20 protein-coding genes are annotated in these 22929 nt (G+C 38.2%); 9 read left to right on the forward strand and 11 right to left on the reverse strand.

The window, feature by feature from the left end; translation table 11 throughout:
• Position 1 precedes the first annotated feature (1 nt).
• From PAN07_RS06985 to PAN07_RS06995, 3 genes are read left to right on the forward strand one after another with little or no spacing between them, the layout of a single operon-like run.
• Entirely contained in the window at positions 2-739 is a 738-nt protein-coding gene (locus PAN07_RS06985; RefSeq protein ID WP_269797565.1) for an ABC transporter permease, read from the forward strand.
• The gene (locus PAN07_RS06990) at positions 739-1836 is read left to right on the forward strand and encodes a sensor histidine kinase (RefSeq protein WP_269797566.1); all 1098 of its coding nucleotides are present in this window, start codon (positions 739-741) and stop codon (positions 1834-1836) included. The genes PAN07_RS06985 and PAN07_RS06990 overlap by 1 nt, the downstream gene beginning before the upstream one ends.
• Positions 1837-2436 carry a response regulator transcription factor gene (locus tag PAN07_RS06995; RefSeq protein ID WP_000866708.1) on the forward strand — a complete coding sequence of 200 codons (600 nt, stop codon included), beginning with the start codon at positions 1837-1839 and terminating at the stop codon, positions 2434-2436.
• 108 nt (positions 2437-2544) lie between these two features.
• Here PAN07_RS06995 and dcm read toward each other — a convergent pair whose 3' ends face one another.
• The 9 genes from dcm to PAN07_RS07040 all read right to left on the reverse strand — a co-directional run bounded on the left by dcm (position 2545) and on the right by PAN07_RS07040 (position 15231).
• The gene (gene dcm / locus PAN07_RS07000) at positions 2545-3792 is read right to left on the reverse strand and encodes a DNA (cytosine-5-)-methyltransferase (protein ID WP_269797637.1); all 1248 of its coding nucleotides are present in this window, start codon (positions 3790-3792) and stop codon (positions 2545-2547) included.
• Between the two features lie 48 nt (positions 3793-3840).
• Positions 3841-4713: a phospholipase D family protein gene (locus tag PAN07_RS07005; RefSeq protein WP_269797567.1), complete on the reverse strand. Its 873-nt coding sequence runs from the start codon at positions 4711-4713 to the stop codon at positions 3841-3843.
• A gap of 38 nt (positions 4714-4751) precedes the next feature.
• Positions 4752-5432: a hypothetical protein gene (locus PAN07_RS07010; RefSeq protein ID WP_269797568.1), complete on the reverse strand. Its 681-nt coding sequence runs from the start codon at positions 5430-5432 to the stop codon at positions 4752-4754.
• Positions 5433-5435: 3 nt separating this feature from the next.
• Positions 5436-6365 (reverse strand): hypothetical protein, encoded by a 930-nt coding sequence (locus tag PAN07_RS07015; protein ID WP_269797569.1) that lies wholly within the window; start codon positions 6363-6365, stop codon positions 5436-5438.
• A 14-nt stretch (positions 6366-6379) separates the two neighbouring features.
• Positions 6380-8317 carry a hypothetical protein gene (locus PAN07_RS07020; protein ID WP_269797570.1) on the reverse strand — a complete coding sequence of 646 codons (1938 nt, stop codon included), beginning with the start codon at positions 8315-8317 and terminating at the stop codon, positions 6380-6382.
• Positions 8318-8330: 13 nt separating this feature from the next.
• The gene (locus tag PAN07_RS07025; protein WP_269797571.1) at positions 8331-11021 is read right to left on the reverse strand and encodes a Z1 domain-containing protein; all 2691 of its coding nucleotides are present in this window, start codon (positions 11019-11021) and stop codon (positions 8331-8333) included.
• 199 nt (positions 11022-11220) lie between these two features.
• Entirely contained in the window at positions 11221-13872 is a 2652-nt protein-coding gene (locus PAN07_RS07030) for a valine--tRNA ligase (RefSeq protein ID WP_269797572.1), read from the reverse strand.
• Positions 13873-13901: 29 nt separating this feature from the next.
• On the reverse strand, positions 13902-14471 hold the full coding sequence (locus PAN07_RS07035; RefSeq protein ID WP_269797573.1) for a GNAT family protein: 570 nt from the start codon (positions 14469-14471) through the stop codon (positions 13902-13904).
• A gap of 364 nt (positions 14472-14835) precedes the next feature.
• On the reverse strand, positions 14836-15231 hold the full coding sequence (locus PAN07_RS07040) for a helix-hairpin-helix domain-containing protein (RefSeq protein WP_269797574.1): 396 nt from the start codon (positions 15229-15231) through the stop codon (positions 14836-14838).
• 28 nt (positions 15232-15259) lie between these two features.
• Here PAN07_RS07040 and PAN07_RS07045 point away from each other — a divergent pair, with 28 nt between their 5' ends.
• The 6 genes from PAN07_RS07045 to PAN07_RS07070 all read left to right on the forward strand — a co-directional run bounded on the left by PAN07_RS07045 (position 15260) and on the right by PAN07_RS07070 (position 21654).
• Entirely contained in the window at positions 15260-15412 is a 153-nt protein-coding gene (locus PAN07_RS07045) for a hypothetical protein (protein ID WP_269797575.1), read from the forward strand.
• Positions 15413-15445: 33 nt separating this feature from the next.
• Positions 15446-16204, forward strand: a complete 759-nt coding sequence (locus PAN07_RS07050) for an isoprenyl transferase (protein ID WP_269797576.1) — start codon at positions 15446-15448, stop codon at positions 16202-16204.
• 8 nt (positions 16205-16212) lie between these two features.
• Positions 16213-17016, forward strand: coding sequence for a phosphatidate cytidylyltransferase (locus tag PAN07_RS07055; RefSeq protein WP_269797577.1), 804 nt, complete (start codon positions 16213-16215; stop codon positions 17014-17016).
• A 21-nt stretch (positions 17017-17037) separates the two neighbouring features.
• Positions 17038-18294: an RIP metalloprotease RseP gene (gene rseP, locus PAN07_RS07060; RefSeq protein WP_269797578.1), complete on the forward strand. Its 1257-nt coding sequence runs from the start codon at positions 17038-17040 to the stop codon at positions 18292-18294.
• A gap of 16 nt (positions 18295-18310) precedes the next feature.
• Complete coding sequence (locus PAN07_RS07065; RefSeq protein WP_269797579.1) at positions 18311-20164, forward strand: proline--tRNA ligase; 1854 nt, start codon at positions 18311-18313, stop codon at positions 20162-20164.
• A 110-nt stretch (positions 20165-20274) separates the two neighbouring features.
• Entirely contained in the window at positions 20275-21654 is a 1380-nt protein-coding gene (locus PAN07_RS07070; RefSeq protein WP_269797580.1) for a glycoside hydrolase family 1 protein, read from the forward strand.
• A 76-nt stretch (positions 21655-21730) separates the two neighbouring features.
• On the opposite strand, the gene PAN07_RS07075 is transcribed toward PAN07_RS07070, so the two are convergent.
• Positions 21731-22405: a rhomboid family intramembrane serine protease gene (locus tag PAN07_RS07075; protein WP_269797581.1), complete on the reverse strand. Its 675-nt coding sequence runs from the start codon at positions 22403-22405 to the stop codon at positions 21731-21733.
• Positions 22389-22928, reverse strand: a complete 540-nt coding sequence (locus PAN07_RS07080; RefSeq protein WP_269797582.1) for a 5-formyltetrahydrofolate cyclo-ligase — start codon at positions 22926-22928, stop codon at positions 22389-22391. Before PAN07_RS07080 ends, PAN07_RS07075 begins: the two co-directional genes overlap by 17 nt.
• Position 22929: the final 1 nt, after the last annotated feature.

Genomic DNA, 22929 nt, shown 5'->3' on the forward strand with positions numbered 1-22929 from the left:
GATGAAACGATGGATCGCACTAAACAAGATAGAATTTCTATTGACCAAACGACAATTAGTCTATTATCTATTATCCGTAGGGATGCCGACAGCCTTCTATCTATTCTTTTCAGGCATGTACCAGGATACACCAGATGGACCAGTTAATTTTATGCGCGACTACCTTATCTCCATGACGGCCTTTTCCATGATGTCGACAGCTATCTTTTCATTCCCAGTTGTTTTACATACCGATAAAATCAACAACTGGCAGAAAACATTACGCCATACTCCAGTAAATATGGTAGAATATTATCTATCAAAGATAACAAGTATGATAGTTGATTATTTGGTTTCAATCCTGGTTGTTTTCTCAGTTGGGCATTTTGTAAGAGGTGTGGATATGTCTCTTGGAAACTGGATTGGGGCTGCGCTTTTGCTGATTGCGGGAAGTATAGCCTTTGTAGCGCTTGGCTTGACCTTGACTCTCTTACCTTCTAGTCAGTTGATGTCTGTCGTAGGCAATCTTCTTTACTTTGGCTTGGCTGTGTTAGGCGGACTCTGGATGCCTGTCTCTTTATTTCCAGACTGGATGCAAGCAATCGGGAAGCGTCTACCAAGCTATCAGTTGATGGAATTGATCAAGACCTTCTTAAATGAGGGTGGCATCAATTTATCAGCCACAATTTATCTACTTGTTTTTTCAGCAGTTTTGTTTGGTTTGACCATTTACCTTCAAGGTCATAAGGAGAATGCTTAATGCTTGAAAGACTAAAAAGCATACACTATATGTTTTGGGCCAGTTTGATTTTTATGGTTTTCCCTATCCTACCTGTAGTGACTGGGTGGCTTTCTGCCTGGCATTTATTGATTGATATTCTATTTGTAGTGGCGTATTTGGGTATTTTAACAACTAAGAGCCAGCGCCTATCTTGGCTTTTCTGGGGGATCATGCTGACTTATGTAGTTGGGAATACTGCCTTTGTTACTGTTAATTATATCTGGTTTTTCTTTTTCCTATCCAATCTCTTAAGTTATCATTTCAACGTAGGTGGTTTAAAGTCTTTACATGTCTGGACTTTTCTTCTTGCTCAAGTCCTTGTTTTGGGCCAACTTTTGATTTTTCAGAGAATCGAAGTTGAGTATCTATTCTATCTACTTGTAATTCTTGCTTTTGTCGATTTAATGACTTTTGGCTTGGTTCGGATTCGTATTGTGGAGGATTTGAAAGAAGCTCAGACTAAGCAAAATGCCCAGATAAATCTATTGCTTGCTGAAAATGAACGCAGTCGTATCGGTCAGGATTTACACGATAGTCTGGGACATACCTTTGCTATGCTAAGTGTCAAGACAGATTTAGCCTTGCAGTTATTTCAGATGCAGGCCTATCCACAGGTGGAGAAGGAATTAAAAGAAATTCACCAGATCAGCAAGGATTCCATGAATGAAGTGCGAACCATTGTGGAAAATCTGAAATCACGGACCCTGGCTTCAGAGCTTGAGACTGTTAAGAAGATGCTGGAAATTGCTGGGATTGAGGTTCAAGTTGAGAATCAATTGGACAAGGCTAGTTTGACCCAAGATATAGAGTCGACGGCTGCTATGATTTTGTTAGAACTGGCGACCAATATCATCAAGCATGCCAGAGCTGAAAAAGCCTATCTAAAACTGGAACGTACAGATCAGGAATTGGTCCTGACAGTCAGAGATGACGGGAAAGGATTTGCAACTGTAAAAGGGAATGAACTCCATACAGTGCGTGACCGTGCAGTAGCCTTCTCAGGTCAAGTAGAGCTGGTCAGTTTGAAAGGTCCCACAGAAGTGCGCGTGCATCTGCCTTATAAGGAGAGAAAGTAGATGAAAGTATTAGTCGCAGAAGATCAAAGTATGCTTAGAGATGCCATGTGCCAGCTCTTAAGCTTTCAACCAGATGTGGAGACTGTCTTGCAGGCGAAAAATGGAGCCGAGGCTATCGAGGTTTTGGAGAAAGAAGCAGTAGATATTGCCATCCTTGACGTCGAAATGCCAGTCAAGACGGGATTAGAAGCACTCGAGTGGATCAAACAAGAAGTGCCTGAAACCAAGGTGGTTATCGTTACAACCTTTAAACGTCCAGGTTATTTTGAACGAGCAGTCAAAGCAGGAGTAGATGCCTATGTCTTGAAAGAGCGAAGCATCGCTGAGCTCATGCAAACCCTGCATACGGTGTTAGAGGGGCGCAAGGAATATTCTCCAGAGCTGATGGAAGTCATGATGACTCACCCCAATCCCTTGACCGAGCAGGAAGTCGCTGTTCTACATGGAGTAGCACAGGGGCTGTCCAACCAAGAAATTGCGGACAAGCTCTACCTCTCAAACGGTACCGTTCGTAATTACATGACCAATATCCTCTCCAAACTAGGCGCCAGCAACCGAACCGAAGCAGCCAAAACTGCCGAAGAAGAAGGCTGGTTGTGAGGAAGAGAAAGAAAAAATCTCTTAGAAATGGATCTAAGAGATTTTTTGTGTTGTAACGATAAAGGATATCTATATTTATCCATTTTTAATAGTACTTTTAACTTTAATTTAGAGCACTGATTTTGTTAAAGATGATAATTCTTTTCGAATATCTTCAAGTTGTTCAAAAATTTTTTCAAGAATCGGAACTACAATACTATTTCCAGCCATTTTATTTAATTTACTTGGAGTTAAAAACATAGTTCCTTTTTTATTCATAAAATTATTAGATAATAATAACTCATATTGTTCTTCCTTAAATCCCATCAGCATAAAACATTCTCTTGGAGTTAAGTTTCGATAATAAATGTTGCTCTTTACTAAATAGTTATTTTTATCATATTTAATAATCCCGGAATTGGGATTTCTATCTTGTTTAGTAGTTACAGTCTTAGCTGTAGTCTCATGAACTTCAGTGCCTGTAGCAAGTACAATATTATCATAAAAGATTTTTTTTCTAGACTCTGTAAATCTAGGAGTGCTTTCAATTGCTTCTTGTTTATATTTTTCAATAGAGTAATCCAATCTTAAAAAATCACTTAGACTCGTACTCTTTTCAGTTTTATATGTTTGTAGATCATTTTTACTTAAATAATCTGTTATTACTTCATGCTCTTTAGAATTTTCAGATAAGATACTGATCATAAATGTTCGTTCTCTTGATTGTGGAATTCCAAAATTTCTAGCATCTAGAGTATAAACTTTATTTATATATCCTATATTGCATAGAAATTCTTTCCATTCATTAAAATTACTAATATGTCTTTTTGACAAAATATTACTAACATTCTCCATTAGTAGAAATCGAGGTAGTTTTTTTTGAGATGCAACATATTCTTGTAAAATTCTCTCGATTTCCCATAATAAAGTTGAACGATTTTCAGCATCTCTATCAATACCGCCTGTATTATTATGCCAGTATCCACTAATTGATAAATCTTGGCAGGGAAAAGAGTAGGTCAAGATATCTGCATCGGGTAAATCTTGAGCATGTATTTCCGATATGTCAACTAGATTATTATTTCTTTTTATAGAAATATATATGGCTTTTAATTGAACTATAGACATTGATTTTAAAGCTTTTAAGGTTATAGGATTTTTCCCATTGCTAGATAAGTTATATTTTGAAAGAAATTTAATTAATGATTCTTTCGTATGGTGTCTTAGACTTTTTATATCTTGTTCCCCATTATGTAAAATATCATATGCATACATTGCATTAATATCCCATTCAGCAATCGCGACTACTTTATGATCAATTCCTAAATTTTTTAAAGCTTGCGCTTGGCTTCCTATACCGCTGAATGTCTCAATCATTTTCAACACAATTTACAAACCTCCTATAAATTCTCCTATATTTTTGATTTAAAAAGAAATAATATACTCAGTTTCATTAATTCTTTCAAAAAGCAAATGTGAAACACCAAAATCGAGTAATTTCTGTTCTAGTAGATCCAAACTACATTGGAATTTTTCTATTAATATTTCTTCTAATTTTTGATTTTCAAATTGCAACTTACTATTGAAATTACCATGGACAACACATTTTAATTCAATATTCTCATAGAATAAGCTAATTCTCTTATTGATTGGAAACTTCGTTTTTACTCTAAAATTACTTGGAAAACGAATAATTGTTTTACCATCTTTATTATAAATTTTACAGTTAAGTGTATCTGTGACTAGGGGGACTTGAAACTTACTTAAAAAGACAGAATTACGACGAAATGATATAGTATAAGGTTTGCAGATACGACTGTACCGAATTTGATTTTCATCAGTTATTGAAATGTCATCTGTTCCGATATAATCTTCATCACAATCTAAGAGTAATCCAACTGCCTTAGGATCACTTACTTCTATTGATCTATTAAATTGATCCAAAAATAATGAATCACAAACTGAATTTACTAATGTCATTAGCTCATTCTGCTCAAACATCCCAGAGAAAGAAAAGTTTGCTGAACCAACATATGTCTCTTTATGATTAAAATATTCAATTTCAAATAGTTTTATATGAGTATCTTTTCCAGCAACTTGATAGTACAAATTAAAACTGCTTTCTTTAGAAAGTTTTAAGTATATATCATGATCATTCTTTTTAATCCCTTGTTGTGCCATACCTATATAGACATCTATAGGTATATTAGGAAATTCTTTAATAAAAAACTTTAAAAAAAATCCTGAAGTATATCCTGTTAAAATCCGTATTCGTTTAATTTGATTAACGTTCTTCAAAAAAATATGTTCAAAGATATTATTTAAAATTAGCAAAACTATTGAACCTTTCTAAAAAGATATCCGACATATTCCGTAATACCACCTGGAATAAGTTCAGGATATGTTACTGGCAAAAGTGCTGTATTTAACTTAAGAACCTTTCGAAACAGAAATCTACTAGGATCATTGATTGTAGAATATTGAAACATAATTTCTCTATATAAGGAAACGTAGTAACCAACACCTGGTCGTTCAACTAATTGCTGAATCGTATCTGTCGTATTATTTTTTAATATCTCATATGTTCTTTTCGAACTGCCATTCCAAGATAAGTGTATGTACCACCATATATTTTTTAGCCAAATTCTTCTAGAAGTTATATATCTTGTTTCATTCATTCCCCATCGGCTATGAACTATGTCTGGAATAACTCTAATTGATAAAAATCTCCAAACGGCATCATCTGAGGCTACTCTATTACAAAAATTATTATTTGTCCCTAGTATTTCATATAATTTAATTGCAAATAATAAATCAAAAGTATACCCCAACTTTTCAGCAGCATCTAAATGATACTCATCAAAAATGTCATCTCGAGCTTGTATTAAGAGGTTTCTAATATGTTTAAATTCTGAACTCAAATTAGTTGTAATAGCAATTGGATTTATGTTATTTAATGAATTATATTCGACAGTAGCTTTGGCAATATCATAATTAATTTGTTCCCAATGTATCATTCATTACTCCTCTGATAAAATTTGTTCTAAGGCTAGTTTTAACGAGTTTGAAATACGCACACTATCACTAGTATCAACTTCAAAAACAGAAATCCAGTAATTAACAATTGAAAGAATAGTTCCATCAGCTGAATCCGAGACAATGTCATCATCTTCAGTCTCTTTTATGACCTTGTCGATAATGAGAGACATGGCTTGAGAAACAATTTCTGACATAAGTCCTTTACTAAGAGACGTCTTGCGTTCTTTCAATTGCTTAAAAAGAATATGGGATCTGTTGAGTAACAAATTTATATTGTCAGTAGAAAATAAATCTTCAGCGGGATTGAAATTGTTAATTTTTAATTTCCATAGTGGACCGTTCTTTTCTTCAAATTCTCCAATAGGGAACATAGAACCCGTGCCATCGATAATCAAAATGAGTTCTGAAATATTCTTTTGTGAAACTCGCATACCTTGTAAATCTGCATGTGTAGGATAAGTCTCATTTAACTCTTTAACATAAAAAAATGTTTCTAGATGTACTTTTCCTCTTAATTTTCCTTTTGGAAATGAATAAACTAAATCATATGACAGAGGTATGTCATTTTTACAAACTTCAGCCATTGCAATAGTTTCCTGAAACATTGAAGTTCTAGAATGAACATGCACACCAATTCCGAGCTTGTTTTTCTCCAAAGTAACTCCGTCGGGCCCGAATAAGTATGAAGGATTCTCAATTTTTATTGTTTGCTTAATCGTTAAGTTGTCATAATCTGCTGTCCAACTGCTATCAAGGTCAGACATTATTTGAATGGTATTTGGCTCAACAGAGTTAAGAATTTCTTTTTTTTCTATATCAGTATCATAATTTAGAAAATAATCACTGATATTAAGGCCAATTTTTTCTTCTAACTCTTCATCAATTTGTTTAAATAAGTTAAAAGTATTCATATTGTTTCTCCCTTTTACTGAGTAATAATCATCGTCGGTCTATACTGATTTGAATTTTTAAGGACAATAATTTCTAGCTCGGTCCTAATATCTTGATCAACAAGCGGAAGTACGAATTCTCCTTGATTTATAAAATCATTTAAATTTTTAAAATAAGAATCATTCAAATCTTTAACTGAGGTAATACTAAATGGATATGGAATATCTTCAAAGTCATCATGCCATTTATTATAATCGATATGACCGTCTTGAGTTTCAAGGAGAAGCTTGACCTTTGCTTTATGATTTTTAGGTATCCTAACCTTAACTTTCAAAATCACTTTCATTCCATCCACAATATTAACAGAATTGATGGATAAACTACATTTGAGTCCGGCATTTCTACTTTGTCGATTTTCGCTATTAATATCTAAACTTGAATTTTTACCATATCCTGTTGGAGGGAGAAGAAATTTTCCTAAGACTTTTGATAGTCTACTTGTTTCAGTTCCTGTTTCTGAAAATTCATTTTCTTCAAAATCAGTAAGAATAGAATTACGAATTCCACCTTTTAATCTCTTTATAAGAGTAAACCCATTTTCATCAAGCCAATTAGCATGGTCAGCATTTTCTATACTTCGTAAATATGACTCTATAGTAGGGAAATTGGGATAAAATCTAGAGGAAAGTTTTTCTTTAGAGACTGGAACAAAAATTGAAATTAACATACGTTTATCTTCAAGAATTTTGGAGTTAGGTAACCAAGAATTATCTGAGTCGTATTCTACAATCATACCAGGTTGTCTACAATACGAAAAGATTTTAATTTCGTTTGAAGCTTCTGTCAATGGACTTTTGCCTAAATATTCCAAAGGAGAAGGACAATTATTTGGAGGACACATTTCTAAATCCTCTTCCGAAGCTTCTATATAAGCTATAAAACCTAGAGGTTTATTGGTATCTTCGCAAGCTTTTCTACTAAGTTTAATAGGATGAACAACAATTTTATCGGTCACAGAATTTCCCAATAATGCTGAATTATATAGCTTTTGGAAAATATTAAATATAACTTCAGATTCGACATTAATAATTTCTTCATTGACGGAACATACAAGCATATTAGAATTAAAAAAATTCCTATAAGTCGTATTCATTAATCTAGGGAAATACCATCTTAAAACTGACATTTTTATTGATGATTCTAAATTATTCGTCCAATAATATGATGAGCCATTATTTTGTAAATCAGAAATATCTTCTCTCAGAAAAGGTATAAGAATTGTAGTTCCCGTCTCATTTGCTTGGTAAGGTTTAAGATTGAATAAATTTAAAATCTCTTTTATTTTATCAGGATCTGTGATGGGCAGAATTTGATTATTACTTCCCTCTTCCCCCCACCAAGCAATCCCTCTGTTTGACTTCGGTAGTAATCTTTCTTCTGATTTATTATTTTCTATTAAAGAACCTATTAATCTTTCTTCATAAGAATCTGCTGTTTTTATTCTGGTATAATAAATAACTATTCCGTTTCCTACTCTGAAAAAACTAGTCTTTCCTAATCCCCAACTTCCTCCTGCACCTTCTTTCTCCTGATTCTTACCTATTCCAAAAACCAGTTTGTGAAAGTTGGAATTGACTAAATCATCATGATAGTCTCCTGATATAGCTCCTGTCAATCCAAAAGTGTTTTTATCAGATATCGCTAAAAATTTTGTTTTATTGCAGTAGTTTGATAAAAGTTCATCAGATACTCCTTCAAGATGTCTAGCTAAATTATCTACATCAAAATCTCCAAAATGAAAATCAACTCTTGTTTTTCCTACACCGTCAATTCCAGCATCTAAACTGTTTTGAATTGATTCGCGCACTATTAAATCAAGCAATGGTATGGATTTATTTTGAAGTGATCGCAATATTGAGGCACCATCCTGAGCCATGCTTTGAGGATCATCTGTAGCAATTTTTATTTTCAATATTTTATCTCCCTTAATCATCAATAGATTTAATCAACGGCATCAATTGCGTTGTAATATTTTTTGTTGAAACATCAATAAATCTTGGTATCAAAATATTTATCCCAATTATATCATGACTGAAGTTTAGTTTTTCTCTTCGTTTGGATAGTTTATTTGTTGGTTCACTATCCTTATCAATTCTATAAATTACTAGTAAAGGAGTTTTCTCAAATCCTTTAGAACTTCTCAAATCGCGAATATCCTTCATTAACACAACTTTCTTTTCTTCAGGATTAAGCTCATCAATATCAGCAATCAAATCGTCAGGTTGACGCAATACACCGATTGAAACAATCTCTCCATTGCTACCGGGAACTAATTTCGTCCGTGTCACTCCCTTAGGATTATAACCATGAATATTCCAATCGCTATCAACATCTGCCAATTCAATTTTACCTTTGCTTGATAATACAATATTCCAGTCATTAATTGTATGATTATTTTCTTTCAACCATTCAATTAGATTATTTATTGTAGCCATCCGTTTATCTTCGGAAATAACCTGATATTCTTGTAAAAAATTTTCAACTTGGACTGAGTCAATATCTTTCCAAACTAGTTTAGAATCTGAAGTTGGAGACTTTTGAGGTGTTCCAAGTGAATTTAGAAATGTTTCGGTTAAACGGAAGTTATGTGCTAATTGTTCCATATCGTCTTTAAAAAAAACAGTTTGAGAATTAAAGCCAGAAAAATTAAATTCAGCCGAAATAGCAGATTGCATTTTATTAACTGAAGTAATCCTAACTAACTGATAGTCTGGAGAATTTTTTATTTTTGGAGCAACTTCTATTGGAGTAAGATTTCTTTTAGAGTACTCTACTAAATTCGATCTCAATTCATAGTCTAGTTGAGATAGGAATTGAAACCGTTCATACGCGTCGTACTCCATCCATACTCTAGGGAATATTTCATACCCTTTTCTATAGCCAAACCACCGTCCCATTTGCATTAAAGTATCTGCTTGATTAGTTTTTCTTAAAAAGAACGTAGATACTAACCCTTCGATAGTTAATCCTCTAGACAGAGTATTTCCTCCTATCACAATGAAAGCAGGAGCTAGTTTAGTAGCATTTATAGAATTTGGATAGACTAATCTAATCATTTCATCAGCAGATGTCATTTTACTATTATCAATTGCAATATGAAAACCTTCGTGATATTTAGGAACGCCTTCATCGGTTAATTGAACATGACTTAGGTACTCATTATCATCCAAACGGAAAATTCTCTCAATCTGTTCTCTGATGTCTTTCCACTCAGGATAAGACGGTACAGCTTCTGGACTACTATAATTATTCATATTCTCTAAAAATTTCTCTTTGCTAAAGTCTATTTTTTCATTATTATAGAAATCTTTTAGATTTATGAAAAATTCATTAGGATTTTTTCGGATTTTTCTGATATAGGAGGTAACTACATTAGCAATTAATTCATGCTCATTAACTTTGAAAGAGGTGTGTATTAGCATGCTAATCGGCTTTCTATATTCTAGATGACGCATTGCACCAGTTGAAATAATAAACCAATTAATAGCTGATTCTAAAGATTTTGGTATTTCAATTGTTTCGCCTTTTCCTAGTTTTCTAATAGTTTGAACATCATCATCACTTATTTCTCTAACAATATCAATTTTTTGTACTTGCTCAGGTTCTGATGTTCCAAACATTTCTTCAGGTCCGATATAGTCACTTGATTGAGGCAATACAACAATGAAATCTTTTGGATAGAGAGAATCTTCATCAGTTTCATTTAATATATTTGCGTAAGGAGTTGCTGTGTAAGCAATATAATTCATTGCTTTTACATTATCTTTGTTAACCAATTTTCTAATCAGTTTGTTTATTGTTGTTGGATCTTGTTCTTCTATATTATTAGTATTAATACTTGCTTGGTCAGCTTCATCATCAATTACTAAAATCTTTAATTGTCTAGACTTGTTTTCATCCGAGTAAAGCCAACGGATTAGATTTTCAAGGCGACTTTTATTTTTTAGACATACGGTTAAATATCTATCTCTAGCATTTTCGTCCAATGAAAATGTTGATATTTTATGATCAGCGATGTTGTTTTTTAAGTTTGGTCTATCTACTAATCTCCAATTCAAATTTCTTGTATCTTTAACGTCACTATACAAGCGATTTGCAGTCTGGTTCCTCAAGTTCTCAATAGTTCCAGATAAGACAATAAAAAAATTATATCCTAAATCTGCAGCCATAGAAATTACACCGGACATATTTGCAGTTTTCCCAGACTGTACGTTTCCTAGAACCAAACCTTTCGAAATTCCACTGTTCTCTTTCGAATTGCTTAAGTAGCTTAGCACTTCAACAGTAGATTTTTTAAGAGTTTCGATACTATTCCAATTCCATCCTTGCTTTTTTAGTCTGAATTCATAATTTTTCCAACTAGAGCCCCTATTTGTAGGTGTTTTTATTTCAGATCTATTTCTCCCTAATTTAACAATATCGATATTTTCATATCGAATGAAATATTCTTCTACTAAAGTATTCCAAACGTCTTGACAGTTTTCCCCTTTATTAATAAACGGCTCTATAAAATCGGCGTTGTTTGACTTTGACAAAATCTCTTCTTTTGATAAACCTGTAGCTACATATGTTTCTATGAAAGTTTGAACATTTGGGTAATCTTCAAGTTTGTACATGATATTATCCTACCTTTGCTAAAAAATATTTATTTATAAATTTCTTTTTTATAGAAAACCTTCATTCCATCTAATTTATAGTTAATGTTACTATGAATTTTTATCTTGTTTATCATTGTGTAATAATATCTTTAAAATAGTGAAATATTCTCCTCACTATTATACCAAAAAAACACGGCATTCCGCCGTGTTTCTGTGTTTATTTCACGAGTTTCTTCATCTCATCAATACGTGCTACGGTCGCGTCGTATTTAGCTTGGTAGTCGGCTTGTTTGTCGCGTTCTTTTTGGACGACTTCTGGTTTGGCGTTGGCTACGAAGCGTTCGTTAGAGAGCTTCTTACCGACCATGTCCAGTTCTTTTTGCCATTTAGCCAGTTCCTTGTCGAGACGAGCGAGTTCTTCTTCGACATTGAGTAGGTCAGCAAGAGGCAAGTAGATTTCTGCTCCTGTGATGACGCTTGACATAGCAAGTTCAGGTGCAGGGATGTTTGATGCGATTTCCAAGTGTTCTGGATTTGTGAAGCGTTTGATGTAGTTGACATTACTGTTAAAGAAGGTTTCCAAGTCACTATCACTTGTCTTCACAAGGATGGTGATAGGCTTGCTTGGTGCAACGTTTACTTCTGCACGCGCATTACGAACAGCACGGATCAAGTCTTTGAGACTTTCTACACCAGTGTGAGCTGCAAGGTCTTCAAAGGCTGGGTTAACAGTTGGGTATTCCGCTGTAACGATAGAGCCTTCTGAGATTTGTCCAAAGATTTCCTCAGTCACGAATGGCATAATTGGGTGAAGGAGACGAAGGATCTTGTCCAAAGTGTAAAGGAGAACAGAACGTGTAATAACTTTCTCTTCTTCGTTATCGCTATAAAGGACTTCCTTGGTCAACTCAACGTACCAGTCCGCAAACTCATCCCAGATGAAGTTGTAAAGGATGTGTCCAGCTACACCAAACTCAAACTTGTCAAAGTTGGCAGTTGCTTTTCCGATGGTTTCATTGAGGTTGTGGAGAATCCAGCGATCTGTGACATTTCCAGCTTCCTTGTTAACAACTTTTTCGACATTAGCAGTTGCTTGCTCAAGGGTCAAGCCTTCATTGTTCATGAGGATATAGCGAGAGATGTTCCAGATTTTGTTAATAAAGTTCCATGAAGCATCCATTTTCTCGTATGAGAAGCGGACGTCTTGCCCTGGTGCAGAACCGTTTGAAAGGAACCAGCGAAGGGCATCAGCACCGTATTTCTCAATAACATCCATAGGGTCAATTCCGTTTCCGAGAGATTTCGACATCTTGCGTCCTTGCTCGTCACGGATAAGACCGTGGATCAGAACGTTTTGGAATGGCTGACGGCCAGTGAATTCCAATGATTGGAAGATCATACGAGACACCCAGAAGAAGATGATGTCGTAACCTGTTACTAGGGTTGAAGTTGGGAAGTAACGTTTGAAGTCTTCTGAGTCGACATCAGGCCAGCCCATGGTTGAGAATGGCCAAAGGGCAGAACTGAACCAAGTATCCAAGACATCTTCGTCCTGAGTCCATCCGTCACCTTCTGGAGCTTCTTCACCGACGTACATTTCACCCTCAGCATTGTACCAAGCAGGGATTTGGTGACCCCACCAGAGCTGACGTGAGATGACCCAGTCGTGAACATTTTCCATCCACTGGAGGAAGGTATCGTTGAAACGAGGTGGGTAGAATTCTACCTTATCATCTGTGTCTTGGTTGGCAATAGCATTCTTAGCCAATTGATCCATCTTAACGAACCATTGCGTTGACAAGCGTGGCTCAACCACAACACCTGTACGCTCTGAGTGACCAACACTGTGGACACGTTTTTCGATTTTAACGAGGGCACCGATTTCTTCCAACTTAGCAACGACTGCCTTACGAGCTTCAAAACGGTCCATGCCTGCAAATTCGAAGGCCAAGTCGTTCATAGTTCCGTCGTCGTTCATGACATTGACTTGTGGCAAGTTATGACGTTGACCAACCAAGAAGTCGTTTGGATCGTGGGCAGGCGTGATTTTCACGACGCCCGTACCAAACTCAGGATCTGCGTGCTCATCCCCAACGATTGGGATGAGTTTATTAGCGATTGGAAGGACTACGTTTTGACCAATCAAGTCCTTGTAGCGTGGATCTTCTGGATTGACCGCAACGGCAACGTCCCCAAACATGGTCTCAGGACGAGTAGTGGCAACTTCAAGGGCGCGTGAGCCGTCTTCCAGCATGTAGTTCATGTGGTAGAAGGCACCTTCAACATCCTTGTGAATTACCTCAATATCAGAAAGGGCTGTGCGAGCAGCTGGGTCCCAGTTGATGATAAACTCACCACGGTAGATCCAGCCTTTCTTGTAAAGGTCCACAAAGACCTTGCGGACAGCTTTTGACAAACCTTCGTCAAGGGTGAAACGCTCACGAGAGTAGTCTACAGAGAGCCCCATCTTGCCCCATTGTTCCTTGATGGTAGTGGCATATTCGTCTTTCCATTCCCAAACCTTATCGAGGAATTTTTCACGACCTAGGTCATAACGTGTAATGCCTTCTCCACGCAAGCGCTCCTCAACCTTAGCCTGAGTGGCAATCCCAGCGTGGTCCATCCCTGGAAGCCAAAGTGTATCAAAACCTTGCATACGTTTTTGACGGATAATAATATCTTGTAAAGTTGTATCCCAAGCGTGACCAAGGTGGAGTTTACCAGTTACGTTTGGTGGTGGAATCACGATTGAATAAGGCTTAGCCTTTTGATCGCCTGAAGGCTTGAAAACATCTTCGTCAAGCCATTTTTGGTAACGACCAGCCTCAACCTCGGCTGGATTGTATTTAGGTGAAAGTTCTTTAGACATGTGTTTGTCCTTTCTAGTTATTTCTATTTTTAATGTTGACCTTGAGTTTCCCACTCACTCTTCAGCAAGCCATATCTCAAATTATCACAGCGATTTCCTTGAGCATCTTTGCGATCTCGGATACGAGCTTCAAGGGTAAATCCAAGTTTCTCAGCAACTCGTTGACTTTGGATATTGTAGCCAAAGCAAGACAATTCTACCTTGTGAAGCCCCAGTTCTTTAAAAGCCAGGTCAATCAAGGCACGCGCTGCTTCAGGCACATAGCCTCGTCCCCAATAGTCTGGGTGCAAGGTATAGCCAATCTCCAGTACATCGTCTTCGTGGCGATGGTTGAAATCAACAGAGCCAATGACTTTATCAGTCCCTTTGACAACAATTCCATAGCCAGCCGGGAGATTTTCCTTTTCATTGCGCTCGGGAAGGATATGCTCCAGATAATAAATCTCATCTTCCAAGGTCTTGACGGGTGGAAAACCTGCTGGGTAAGAAACTTCTGGGAGACTAGCGTAGGCATAAATATCCTCAGCATCAGCCACTGTACGGACTCGTAAGACCAGTCGCTCAGTCTCTATTCGTTCTGGCAACTCTGTTCTTGTCATCTTCCTACCTCGCTTTCTACAAAAAAATCGCCCCTGTCATTAATTTGACAGGGACGAATGTGTTTAATCCGCGGTACCACCCAATTTCGGGCAGATGCCCGCATCTTTAATTTTCTTGTTTCACTTTTATGACGTCGTTAGCTCGTCTTGGCGTACTTGAGTACAGCCTGCAACTCGCTGCCTAGTCCTAAAAGGAAACAAAAAGATTTATATTTCAATTTTTAATTTCAACTCACTAGCAACCAGTTTTGACACATTTGTGGACTTCTCAGCTCCGCCACTTTCTGTAAAATGTGGGACTCAAAACACCTCTAATGGCTATATTTTAACAAGTTTTTTACGGAAATGCAAGGAACAAGAAAGATTACTTGAACTTGATGCCGTTTTCTTTTAATTTCTTGATTGTAGCTGGACCGATTCCTTTCAAAGCAAGGAGTTCTTTTTCTGTCCAGTTTTTGAAGTCAGCAGCAGACTTGATTCCTTCATCGTAGAAAGTTTTTGCACGGTCAAGTGGAAGTCCACCTAAGTTAGCTGCGAAATCTTCAACAGAAGTTGTAACCTTTTGGGCTTGCTCTTTAGTCGCTTCTACAGCTTTTTCTACTTGCTTAGAGACAGCTTTTCCAGCCTCGCTTGCTGCGTGCTCTGCATGTTTAACGACTTTCTTTGTTTCTTCGACAACCTTATTCACAGCATTTGAAAATGCACCTGAACGACGAAGGCTGTTTCTTAATTGTTTTTTTCGTTGTAGTTTCTTTGACATGGTAAAATCCTTTCAATAAAAAAACCCTGTGATTGAACAAGGATTAATCTTTGTGTTTTTATTGTATCAACTTTCTTTTGAAAATGCAAGGTTAGAAATGATGCGCTTATTTGTAAACTATAGTAAATTCCCTTCTAGAATAAGCTATGAAGATAGAAGAAAAGCGAAAAATATGGTATAATGAAACGATAGATTTTTGAATAGGAATACAAGCATGTTTGGATTTTTTAAAAAAGATAAACCAATAGAAACTCCAGTACCAACAATGGTACCGTCTCATATCGGTGTTATCATGGATGGAAATGGTCGTTGGGCCAAAAAACGAATGCAACCTCGAGTTTTTGGACATAAGGCTGGGATGGATGCTTTGAAAAAAGTTGCAATTGCAGCTAGTGATATGGGAGTTAAGGCCTTGACTGTTTATGCCTTTTCGACCGAAAACTGGGCTCGTCCAGACCAAGAAGTTAAATTTATCATGAACTTGCCAGTTGAGTTTTATGACAAATATGTGCCTGAATTGCATGAGAGAAACATGAAGATTCAGATGATAGGTGAAACCAATCGCTTACCTAAAGAGACTTTTGAAGCTTTGAAAAAAGCGGAGGAATTAACGCAGTCAAATACAGGATTAATTCTTAATTTTGCCCTCAACTATGGAGGAAGAGCTGAAATTACACAGGCTCTCAAGTTGATTGCAGAGGAAGTTTCAGAAGGTAAGATAAGTTCTGCAGACATTGACGAAGAATTGATTGGAGACTATCTTTTTACAGGTCATTTACCGAAAGATTTTCGTGATCCAGATTTGATTATTCGAACTAGTGGTGAACTTCGTTTGAGTAACTTCTTACCTTGGCAGGCTGCTTATAGCGAGCTTTATTTCACAGATGTCTTGTGGCCGGATTTCGATGAGCAAGCTTTGAAGGAGGCTGTTGCAGAGTTCAATCGTCGTAACCGTCGATTTGGAGGAGTTTAGGAGAAATTATGAAAAAGGATTTACTAAAGAGAACCATCTTTGCCGCTTTGGCTTTGGCTATCTTTATACCGCTCTTAATCTTGGGTGGCCTATGGTTACAGATTGCCATGGGATTGATTGCTATGTTAGGGGTTCATGAACTACTTCGTATGAAAGGTTTAAATACCATGACACCCGAAGGACTCTTGACCTTATTAGCGACATTTGCTCTTACTATTCCCTTGGAAAATTATTTGACCTTCTTACCAGTAGATGGGAATGTTGTTGCCTATAGCGTCTTGATTTTTATCATGTTAGGTTGCACAGTATTTAGTAAGAATTACACGATTGAAGATGCGGTCTTTCCAATTGCCATGAGTTTTTACATCGGCTTTGGATTTAATGCCTTGGTAGATGCTCGTGTAGCAGGTCTAGATAAAGCCCTTTTGGGACTTTGTATGGTTTGGGCAACCGATAGTGGTGCCTACCTAGTAGGAATGAATTTCGGTAAGAGAAAGCTAGCTCCGAGAGTCTCTCCAAATAAAACAATTGAGGGAGCATTGGGTGGAGTTGTCGCTGCTATGATAACAACAGCCATCTTTATGATGGTAGATAGTACCGTCGCCCTACCTTATGGGATTTACAAAATGACTGTTTTTGCTATCTTCTTTAGTTTGGCAGGTCAGTTGGGTGACTTGATTGAGAGTGCCGTGAAACGCCACTTTGGTGTTAAGGACTCAGGAAAGTTCATCCCTGGACATGGTGGTGTATTGGACCGCTTTGACTCTATGTTAGCTATTTTCCCTATTATGCACCTATTCGGCTTATTTTAAGGAAAGGGAATCAGAAACTAAATGATTGGATTATTAACGTTTATCCTGGTTTTTGGAATCATCGTGGTGGTCCACGAGTTCGGGCATTTTTACTTTGCCAAGAAATCCGGGATTTTGGTTCGTGAGTTTGCCATTGGTATGGGACCAAAGATTTTTGCCCATATCGGAAAAGATGGTACTGCCTATACGATTCGTCTCTTGCCACTAGGTGGCTATGTTCGTATGGCAGGTTGGAGCGAGGATGCTACAGAGATTAAGACAGGAACTCCTGTTAGCTTGACTCTTGATCAAGATGGCAAGGTTAAGCGGATTAATCTTTCTGGTAAGAAAATTGATCAGACAGCTCTTCCTATGCAGGTAACTCAATTTGATTTTGAAGACAAGCTCTTTATCACAGGTTTGGTCTTGGAAGAGGAGAAGACCTTCTCAGTGGACCATGATGCGACCATTGTGGAAGCTGATGGAACTGAAGTTCGTATTGCTCCTCTAGACGTCCAATATCAAAATGCTACTGTCTGGGGCAAATTGATTACCAACTTTGCTGGACCGATGAACAACTTCATTTTGGGAGTCATTGTCTTTTGGATTTTGATTTTCATGCAAGGTGGCGTTCGTGATACGCAAACGAATAACTTCAGTATCATCCCTGATAGCGCGATTGCTAAGGCCGGTGTTGAACATACAGCTCAGATTACCAAGGTAGGGAATTATGAGATTTCAAACTGGTCTGATTTGATTCAGGCGGTTGAGGCGGAGACAAAGGATAAGACTGCCCCTGTTTTGGATGTGACTATTTCTAAAGATGGTACTGAAAAACAGGTAACAGTGACACCAGAGGAAAACCAAGGTCGCTATATTCTAGGTGTTCAGCCTAGTCTCAAGTCTGATATCTGGTCTATGTTTATGGGTGGATTTACCTCTGCAGCTGACTCGGCTTTACGAATTCTCAACGCCTTGAAAAGTTTGATTTTCCAACCTGACTTGAATAAGTTAGGTGGACCTGTTGCAATCTTTAAGGCAAGTAGTGATGCTGCTAAGAATGGTCTTGAGAACGTCTTGTTCTTCTTGGCCATGATTTCTATCAATATCGGGATTTTCAACTTGATTCCTATCCCGGCATTAGATGGTGGTAAAATCGTGCTCAACATCATTGAAGCCATTCGCCGCAAACCACTAAAACAAGAAATTGAAACCTATGTGACTCTAGTTGGAGTTGTGATTATGGTTGTTTTGATGCTCGCCGTAACATGGAACGACATCATGCGTACCTTCTTTTAAGAAATAGGGGAAAAATATGAAACAAAGTAAAATGCTTATTCCAACGCTTCGCGAAATGCCAAGCGATGCTCAAGTTATCAGCCACGCCCTTATGTTGCGTGCTGGTTATGTTCGTCAAGTATCAGCAGGTGTCTATTCTTACCTGCCACTTGCTAACCGTGTTATTGAAAAAGCCAAGAATATCATGCGTCAAGAGTTTGACAAGATTGGCGCTGTTGAAATGTTGGCTCCTGCCCTTCTCAGTGCTGATCTTTGGCGTGAATCAGGACGTTATGAGACCTACGGTGAAGATTTGTACAAATTGAAGAATCGTGAAAAATCTGACTTTATCTTGGGTCCAACTCACGAAGAAACATTCACAGCAATTGTCCGTGATTCTGTCAAGTCATACAAGCAGTTACCACTGAACTTGTACCAAATCCAACCTAAGTACCGTGATGAAAAACGTCCACGTAATGGACTTCTTCGTACCCGTGAATTTATCATGAAAGATGGTTATAGCTTCCACGCTAACTACGATAGCTTAGATGTAACCTATGATGAGTACAAGGCAGCTTACGAACGTATTTTCACTCGTAGTGGCTTGGACTTTAAAGCCATCATCGGTGACGGTGGAGCTATGGGTGGTAAGGATAGCCAAGAGTTTATGGCCATCACACCTGCTCGTACAGACCTGAATCGTTGGGTAGTCTTGGATAAATCTGTCGCGTCGTTTGATGAAATCCCTGCAGAAGTGCAAGAAGAAATCAAGGAAGAATTGCTTAAATGGATGGTTTCTGGTGAAGATACTATTGCCTACTCAAGTGAGTCAAGCTATGCAGCTAACTTGGAAATGGCAACCAACGAGTACAAACCAAGCAACCGTGTTGTGACTGAAAATGAAGTGACTCGCGTGGAAACACCAGGTGTTAAATCTATTGACGAAGTAGCAGCCTTTCTAAACGTTCCAGAAGAGCAAACCATCAAAACTCTTTTCTACATGGCAGATGGTGAGCTTGTCGCAGCCCTTCTAGTAGGAAATGACCAACTTAATGAAGTAAAATTGAAAAACCACTTGGGAGCGGATTTCTTTGACGTAGCCACTGAAGAAGAAGTCGCTGCTGTCATTCCAGCAGGATTCGGTTCTCTAGGACCAGTCGGTCTACCTGAAAATGTGAAAATCATTGCAGATCGTAAAGTTCAAGATCTTCGCAATGCTGTTGCTGGTGCCAACCAAGATGGTTACCACTTGACTGGTGTCAACCCAGGTCGTGACTTCACTGCTGAGTATGTAGATATCCGTGAAGTGCGTGAGGGCGAAATTTCACCAGATGGAAAAGGTGTTCTCAACTTTGCACGTGGTATCGAAATTGGTCATATTTTCAAACTGGGAACTCGCTACTCAGCAAGTATGGGAGCAGATGTCTTGGATGAAAATGGTCGTGCGATCCCAATTATCATGGGATGCTATGGTATCGGTGTTAGTCGCCTCCTTTCAGCGATTATGGAGCAACACGCTCGCCTCTTTGTTAACAAAACTCCAAAAGGCGAATATCGTTACGCTTGGGGAATCAACTTCCCTAAAGAATTGGCGCCATTTGATGTGCACTTGATTCCGGTTAATGTCAAGGATGAAGAAAGTCTTTCATTGACAAATCGTATCGAAGAAGCTTTGGTAAATAAAGGCTACGAAGTCTTGACGGATGACCGTAACGAACGTGTCGGTGTTAAATTCAGTGATAGCGACTTGATTGGTCTTCCAATCCGTATCACTGTCGGTAAAAAAGCAGCTGACGGTATCGTAGAAGTCAAGATTAAGGCGACAGGAGATACAATCGAAGTTCATGCAGATAGCTTGCTTGAAACCCTTGAAATCTTAACAAATAAATAAAATCTATAATCAGAAGAAAAACAAGACAAAAATGTAACTAGTTTTTGCCTTGTTTTTTCTTTATAATGGGATAAAATAAACATAAAAAGAGTAAATAAAGAGGTAGAGCTATGCTAAAATTTCCAAAGGATTTTGTCTGGGGTTCCTCAACTTCTGGACCACAGACAGAGGGGCGAGCGCCTGGTGACGGAAAAGGAGATAATCTCTGGGATTATTGGTACCAAGTAGAGCCAAACCGTTACTACAATGGCATTGGACCTGATAAAACATCGACCTTCTATGAAAACTGGGAAAAAGATATCGAACTTTTGTTAGAAACAGGACATACAGTTTTTCGAACTTCTATCCAGTGGTCTCGTATTTTCCCACAGGGGCGTGGAGAAGTCAATCCTCAAGGTGTGGCTTTCTACCGTCAGGTCTTTGAAGCTATTAAGGCTAAGGGAATTCGTCTTTTAGTCAATCTTTATCACTTTGACCTGCCTTTCGCCCTTCAAGAAGATGGGGATGGTTGGGAAAATAAAGTAACTATTAAGGCTTATGAAGACTATGCTCGTTTCTGTTTTGAGACCTACGGTGACCTTGTGGACCAATGGATTACCTTCAATGAGCCTATCGTTCCTGTTGAGTTTGGCTATTTTTATGATGCCCATTATCCACATAAGGTGGATGCTAAGGCGGCAGTTAAGGTTGCCTATCATACCCAACTGGCGAGCACTCTTGCAGTTAAGGTTTGTCATGAAGTCTTGCCAGGCTCTAAGATTGGGATTGTTCTTAATTTAACTCCAGCCTATCCACGTAGCCAACATCCTGCAGACGTGAAAGCTGCTCGCATTGCTGACCTCTTCCAGGCACAATCTTTCCTAGATCCGTCTGTTTTAGGAGCTTATCCAGAAGAATTGGTGGAAATTTTAGCTGAGCATGATTTGCTGCCAGATTCTACAGCTGAGGAGTTGGAACTTATTCGTGAGCACACAGTAGATTTCCTTGGAGTCAACTACTACCAGCCTTTGCGTGTCATGGCGCCACGTTTTGCTAAGCATCCTGACAGCCCACTCTTGCCTGAGCATTTCTATGAGCCTTATGTCATGCCTGGTCGTAAGATTAATCCCCACCGTGGCTGGGAAATCTACGAGCAAGGGATTTACCATATCGCTCAAAACATCAAGGAAAACTACGGCAATATCGAGTGGATGTTGACCGAAAATGGAATGGGTGTTGAAGGTGAGGATAAATTCCGCGAAAATGGAATGATTCAGGACGACTATCGTATCGACTTTGTCAAAGGTCACCTTCGTGAACTCCATCGCGCTATTGAAGATGGTGCTAACTGTAAAGGTTACTTGATCTGGACCTTTATCGATTGCTGGTCATGGCTCAACAGCTATAAAAATCGCTATGGTTTGGTCGAGCTAGACTTAGAAACACAAGAACGCCGCCTGAAAAAATCAGGCCACTGGTTCAAAGAACTCAGTGACAACAATGGGTTTTAAGCAACTTTTCAAATAAATTCAAAAAACCATTGGAAATAAAGCTCTCTGAGAGAGTTTCCAATGGTTTTTATTTGTCTTAAAGTAATCCGACAAAAAGCAACAAGACTGACAAAGCAATAAAAAATAGGGTTGCTAGACCACGTTGGCCTGGACTGTAAATCTTTCTTTCGCCTAGAACTGGGAAGACGATAGCCAGTAATGCACCACCAACAGCACCACCCACATGTCCAGCAAGGCTAATGCCAGGCATTAAAATACTACCTACTAGATTGATGACTAATAGAGAGAGATAGGATTGACCAAGCTGTTGGAGATAGGGGTTGCGTGAGGCATAACGGAGAACGACAATAGAGGCAAACATGCCGTAGAGGGCAGTTGAAGCACCAGCAGTAATAGCATCAGGGCTAAAAACGAGGACAAAGAGATTCCCCATCATACCTGATAGAAGATAGATAAAGAAAAACTGTTTGGAGCCAAAGATCTGCTCCATCTGACGTCCCAAAAAGTAGAGGGACAGCATATTAACAAAAAAGTGCTGCAAGCCAATGTGGACAAAGGTGGCCGAGAATAAGCGCCAGACTTGTTCAGGCATGGCCTTGATAGCAGGAGGATAAACAGCTCCGAACTGGTACAAGGTAGCTGCGCTTGTGTAGTTGAAACCACTGGTTAGAAACATAAGTATAAAAACCAGGGTTGTCACGAGTAGAAAGAAGCTCGTGACAGGATAACGACGATCAAAAATCTCTTTCATAGATGAGTACCTCCTCAACAGGAATATCGTAGTGCTCAGGTTGAAAATTCTGAATCTGACCTGGATAAATCGTACTAATTGTATGACCTGGGAAATGCTCCAAGTAGCGGTCGTAGTAGCCGCCACCGTAGCCAATCCGATAACCAGAAGGATTGAAAGCCAAACCAGGGACATGAATCAGGTCAATTTGAGAGGGTTCAAGGATTGTGAAGTCTCCTTGAGGTTCAAAAAGTCCAAAAGAATTTCTTTCGAGTTTCTCTGGTTCATATAGAACAAAGTCCATTTTCCCATGTGGATAGGTTTTGGGAATGAGGAGTGTCTTCCCATCTTTTTGAGCTTGCTCAATGAGTCTAGCTGTCTGAAATTCATGAGGAAAAGACAGGTAAGTGGCGATGGTTTTTGCTTCCTTGTAGAAGGGATGTAGAAGTAGTTGCTCAGTCAACCAAGCGTCCATGACTTCCTTTTCTTCGGCTGATAGAAATTTGAGTTCTTGCAAGACCTGCTTGCGTAGGGCTTTTTTCATT

The organism is Streptococcus sp. SM5 (assembly GCF_027497975.1).

Coding starts and splice junctions, on each gene's coding strand:
- PAN07_RS06985 (WP_269797565.1), top strand. CDS start 2: ATGAAACGATGGATCGCACTAAACAAGATAGAATTTCTATTGACCAAA.
- PAN07_RS06990 (WP_269797566.1), top strand. CDS start 739: ATGCTTGAAAGACTAAAAAGCATACACTATATGTTTTGGGCCAGTTTG.
- PAN07_RS06995 (WP_000866708.1), top strand. CDS start 1,837: ATGAAAGTATTAGTCGCAGAAGATCAAAGTATGCTTAGAGATGCCATG.
- dcm (WP_269797637.1), bottom strand. CDS start 3,792: ATGATTGAGACATTCAGCGGTATAGGAAGCCAAGCGCAAGCTTTAAAA.
- PAN07_RS07010 (WP_269797568.1), bottom strand. CDS start 5,432: ATGATACATTGGGAACAAATTAATTATGATATTGCCAAAGCTACTGTC.
- PAN07_RS07015 (WP_269797569.1), bottom strand. CDS start 6,365: ATGAATACTTTTAACTTATTTAAACAAATTGATGAAGAGTTAGAAGAA.
- PAN07_RS07025 (WP_269797571.1), bottom strand. CDS start 11,021: ATGTACAAACTTGAAGATTACCCAAATGTTCAAACTTTCATAGAAACA.
- PAN07_RS07030 (WP_269797572.1), bottom strand. CDS start 13,872: ATGTCTAAAGAACTTTCACCTAAATACAATCCAGCCGAGGTTGAGGCT.
- PAN07_RS07035 (WP_269797573.1), bottom strand. CDS start 14,471: ATGACAAGAACAGAGTTGCCAGAACGAATAGAGACTGAGCGACTGGTC.
- PAN07_RS07040 (WP_269797574.1), bottom strand. CDS start 15,231: ATGTCAAAGAAACTACAACGAAAAAAACAATTAAGAAACAGCCTTCGT.
- PAN07_RS07050 (WP_269797576.1), top strand. CDS start 15,446: ATGTTTGGATTTTTTAAAAAAGATAAACCAATAGAAACTCCAGTACCA.
- PAN07_RS07055 (WP_269797577.1), top strand. CDS start 16,213: ATGAAAAAGGATTTACTAAAGAGAACCATCTTTGCCGCTTTGGCTTTG.
- rseP (WP_269797578.1), top strand. CDS start 17,038: ATGATTGGATTATTAACGTTTATCCTGGTTTTTGGAATCATCGTGGTG.
- PAN07_RS07065 (WP_269797579.1), top strand. CDS start 18,311: ATGAAACAAAGTAAAATGCTTATTCCAACGCTTCGCGAAATGCCAAGC.
- PAN07_RS07070 (WP_269797580.1), top strand. CDS start 20,275: ATGCTAAAATTTCCAAAGGATTTTGTCTGGGGTTCCTCAACTTCTGGA.
- PAN07_RS07075 (WP_269797581.1), bottom strand. CDS start 22,405: ATGAAAGAGATTTTTGATCGTCGTTATCCTGTCACGAGCTTCTTTCTA.
- PAN07_RS07080 (WP_269797582.1), bottom strand. CDS start 22,928: ATGAAAAAAGCCCTACGCAAGCAGGTCTTGCAAGAACTCAAATTTCTA.